Raw genomic sequence first — 3967 nt, 5'->3', positions numbered from 1 at the left:
CACCTACCAGAACAGCGCCGAACGCCAGGCTGCTTTGCAACCGTGGATGCATCGTTACAATCACCATCGACCTCATTCCGCCCTTGGCTACCAACCGCCTATCAGCCGGCTAGCGCGGAACAACGTATCGAACTTCAACAGCTAGGGGGATTCAGACCGAAGCCACACCTTGCATCGCCTGCGAGCTGTCTTGGGCCATGGGCAAGCGCATAGGGTTCATACGCGCCATCCAGCCTTCGTAGCTGTACTGTCACGTACAATTTTTTCGCCTCCCCCCCTTTTCGCGGCACCGCGCCGCCTCCATAGTCGGAGGCTATTCCCGCGAGACCCGCCCCGTGTCCATACCCAGTGCCATCAAGAGCACCCCGATCCACGGCCGCCAGCAGCTGATCGACTACCTCGCCGCTGGCGAGAAGCCTCGCGAAGCCTGGCGCATTGGCACCGAGCACGAGAAGTTCGGCTTCCGCACCGATGATCTGCGTGCGCCGGCGTTCGAAGGAGAACGCGGCATCCGCGCGCTGCTCGAAGGCATTGCCGCGCGCTACGGCTGGGAGATCGCCCGCGAAGGTGACACACCGGTGGCATTGATCCGCGACAAGGCCAACATCACGCTGGAGCCAGCCGGCCAGCTGGAGCTTTCCGGTGCGCCGCTGGAGACCATCCACCAGACCTGTTGCGAAGTGAACAACCATCTGGAGGAAGTGCGTTCCATCGCCGATGGCATGGGCCTGGGCTTTCTTGGCATGGGCTTCCAGCCCAAGTGGCGGCGTGACGAGATGCCATGGATGCCCAAGGGACGTTACAAGATCATGCGCGAATACATGCCCAAGGTCGGCTCGCTGGGCCTGGACATGATGACGCGCACTTGCACCGTGCAGGTCAACCTGGATTTCGAGAGCGAAAGCGACATGGCGCGCAAATTCCGCACCAGTCTCGCGTTGCAGCCGATCGCTACTGCCTTATTCGCCGATTCGCCGTTCACCGAAGGCAAGCCCAACGGCTATCTTTCGTATCGCTCCCAAGTTTGGACCGATACCGATCCGGACCGCACCGGCATGCTGGACTTTGTGTTCGAGGACAGCTTCGGCTACGAGCGCTACGTGGACTACGTGCTCAAGGTACCGATGTATTTCAGCTACCAGGACGGCCGCTATATCGACCTCGCCGGCCAGGACTTCGAGCGCTTCATGGCCGGCACGCTCGACGTATTGCCGGGCAAGCAGGCGACGATGAAAGACTGGGCCGACCACCTCACCACCGCCTTCCCCGAAGTACGCCTCAAGCAATATCTCGAAATGCGCGGAGCGGACGGCGGCCCCTGGAATCGTCTGTGCGCCCTGCCCGCGCTGTGGGTTGGCCTGCTGTATGACGACGATGCGCTGCGTGCTGCGTGGGACCTGGTGAAAGATTTCAGTCGCGAGGAACGCCACGCATTGCGTGACGGCGTGCCCAAATATGGCCTGAAGCTGCCGTTCCGCCGCGGTACCGTGCGCGACCTCGCGCGCGAAACCCTGCGGATCGCCGCGCATGGCCTCAAGCGCCGCGGCAGGCTCAATCGCCATGGCGCCGACGAGAGCATCTTCCTTGCCCCGCTGATCGACATCGTCGACGCCAACGAAACGCCCGCCGAACGCAAGCTGGCATTGTTCCACGGCGAATGGCATGGCAACATCGATCCCGTCTTCAAGGAATTCGCGTACTGATCATGGATGTCTCGCCCCAGGCGCCTTATCTCGCCGGATTTTTGCTCGGCGCCTCGTTGATCGTCGCGATCGGCGGCCAGAATGCGTTCGTGCTGCGCCAGGGCCTGCTGCAAGCGCATCGGTTTCCGGTCGCGCTGTTCTGCGCACTGTCCGATGCCGTGCTGATTGCCGCCGGCGTCGGCGGCCTGGGCGTAGCCGTACAGGAGTATCCGCGCGCGCTTGCCGTTATCGCCTGCATCGGCGCGCTGGTGCTGGTATGGTATGGCGTGCAGGCGCTGCGTCGCGCATTTCATCCGCATGGATTGACGGCCGACACGCATGCACACTCCAGTAGCGTGTGGCGGGTCATCGCGACCTGCGCGGGATTCACCTGGCTCAATCCACACGTCTATCTCGATACCGTGCTACTGATCGGCAGCCTCGCGTCGGCGTGGCCCGCGCCTGGCCCGCGCCTGCTGTTCGCCATCGGCGCGGCAACCGCATCCTTCGCCTGGTTCTTTGCGCTCGCCTACGGTGCCCGCCTGCTTGCTCCCGTGTTCCGCAAACCGATGGCGTGGCGAGTGCTGGACGTGTTGATCGCCATCATCATGTGGAGCATCGCCATCAAGCTGCTGCTCGCCTTCATCGTGCACTGAGCCATTCCATTTCCGGCTTCCTCTGGTTTGCCTATCCGTTACTCCGTGCTTGCAGGGGAAGCAACGAATCAGGCGCGCTTGCGTTGAAATGCCGCCGAGCGTATACCGCCTTAACAGCCCGTTAAGAAATATTCACGACGCGCAAAAATCATGGCCTCATCAATGAATGACTAGATCCCGACAGTGCGTGGAACAGATGCACAACATTTAGGCATGTTTTGTATGAAGAACGCGTGCCTGTCGATCACCCGATCCGTAAGCTATGGGTTATGGTTTATCACGTCTTAGGCACATTGATGCCGTCCTTCCGGAGCGTCCGCCTTTGCGAACTCCTTCACGTTGGCGCTGGCGCGATAAAGGCATCCATTCTATTTTTGCTCTAGGGATGCTCTGATCAAATCACTTTCAACAAGCCGCCCGCTGGTGTGATCGCGCGTCGGCATCAAAGAAAGGTGACAACGCACCACCTGCGATGACACGCCCCATGCAGGCGTCGGTTTTCACGCCATCGCTAGCAAGCGTCGGCGTGCCATCCACATGTTCGACAACGTAAATAGCGTCAGCACCTGCCCGGTGCTCTTTGCTAAGCCCCGATAGCGCACCTTCATATAACCGAACTGCCGCTTGATCACCCGGAACGGATGCTCCACCTTCGCTCGCACCGCCGCTTTCAGGTACTCCACGTAGCGCGTGGCCTCTTTCAGCTCTCCGCTTGGCATGGCCTTGAGCTTGCCCGGCTTGATGGCAATGCGCCACTTCAACCGGCGCGGTACCAAACCTTCGCGCTTGTTCGCGCCGGTGTAATCGGCATCGCCCCACACGCTCTTTTTCCTCGCCATGCAGCAGGTGCTCGACCTGCGTCACGTCCGCCGTGTTGGCCGGCGTAGTCGTGACCGTATGCACCAGACCTTAGGCTACGTCCGCGCCGATGTGTGACTTCATGCCGAAGGAATATGGTTGCCCTTTTTTTCGCCAGATGCATGTCTGGATCGCGCTTGCCGTCCTTGTTCTTTGTCGAGGACGGCGCGTGGATGATCGTGGCATCCATGATCGTACCTTGGCGTAACAATAACCCTTGGTTGCCAAGGTGAGCGTTGACCGCTTCCAGCAGCTTGCCCGCCAGGTCATGCGTCTCCAGCAAGCGGCGGAACTTCAGGATCGCGGTTTCATCCCGTAGGGCGTCATCGCCCAACTCCAGCCGCGCGAACCAACGCATCGACTCGATCTTGTACAGCGCATCTTCCATGCCCGGATCGCTCAAGGCGTACCACTGCTGCATGAAGTGGATGCGCAGCATCGTGCCCAGCGGCATGGGCGGACGACCGCCCTTGATAGTGCGGCTCGATGATCGCTTCAAGCATCGACCACGGCATCACCTGATCCCTCTCCGCCAGAAACACTTCGCGGCGCGTGCGCTTTTTCTTGGTGTCGAAGGTCAACGAGGCGAAGGTGGTTTGCTTCATGGGCGTGGCGGCTCGATGGAATAGCACTAGAGCATTTTCAATTCAATCGTTTACATATCCACACGACGCAAAGTAGTTGGAACATTCGTGTGGTGTAAACACATCGAGCAGCTTGCCGATCTCCGTCCAGAGAGCTTCTACGGTTCGTTTTGCGGCCTTGCGCAAT

The 3967-nt window shown here is 60.2% G+C and carries 3 protein-coding genes and 1 pseudogene; 3 read left to right on the top strand and 1 reads right to left on the bottom strand.

Going from position 1 to position 3967, the window contains the following annotated elements; translation table 11 throughout:
• The 3 genes from ISP15_RS17970 to ISP15_RS17960 all read left to right on the top strand — a co-directional run.
• On the top strand, positions 1–145 hold a 145-nt coding region (locus ISP15_RS17970), incomplete at its 5' end, for an integrase core domain-containing protein (protein ID WP_404549324.1).
• 190 nt (positions 146–335) lie between these two features.
• Positions 336–1703, top strand: a complete 1368-nt coding sequence (locus ISP15_RS17965) for a glutamate--cysteine ligase (protein WP_404549322.1) — start codon at positions 336–338, stop codon at positions 1701–1703.
• A 2-nt stretch (positions 1704–1705) separates the two neighbouring features.
• Positions 1706–2338, top strand: coding sequence for a LysE/ArgO family amino acid transporter (locus tag ISP15_RS17960; protein WP_404549320.1), 633 nt, complete (start codon positions 1706–1708; stop codon positions 2336–2338).
• Positions 2339–2838: 500 nt separating this feature from the next.
• Here ISP15_RS17960 and ISP15_RS17955 read toward each other — a convergent pair.
• Positions 2839–3801, bottom strand: a pseudogene (locus ISP15_RS17955) (IS5 family transposase).
• Between the last annotated feature and the right edge of the window lie 166 nt (positions 3802–3967).

Source organism: Dyella jejuensis, from assembly GCF_044904675.1.
GTDB classification, from domain to species: Bacteria; Pseudomonadota; Gammaproteobacteria; order Xanthomonadales; family Rhodanobacteraceae; genus Dyella_B; species Dyella_B jejuensis.
This window is presented reverse-complemented; position numbering and strand designations above follow the sequence as displayed.

What these genes read in the sequence shown, in the direction of transcription:
- ISP15_RS17960 (WP_404549320.1), top strand. Translation starts at nt 1,706, where the DNA reads ATGGATGTCTCGCCCCAGGCGCCTTATCTCGCCGGATTTTTGCTCGGC.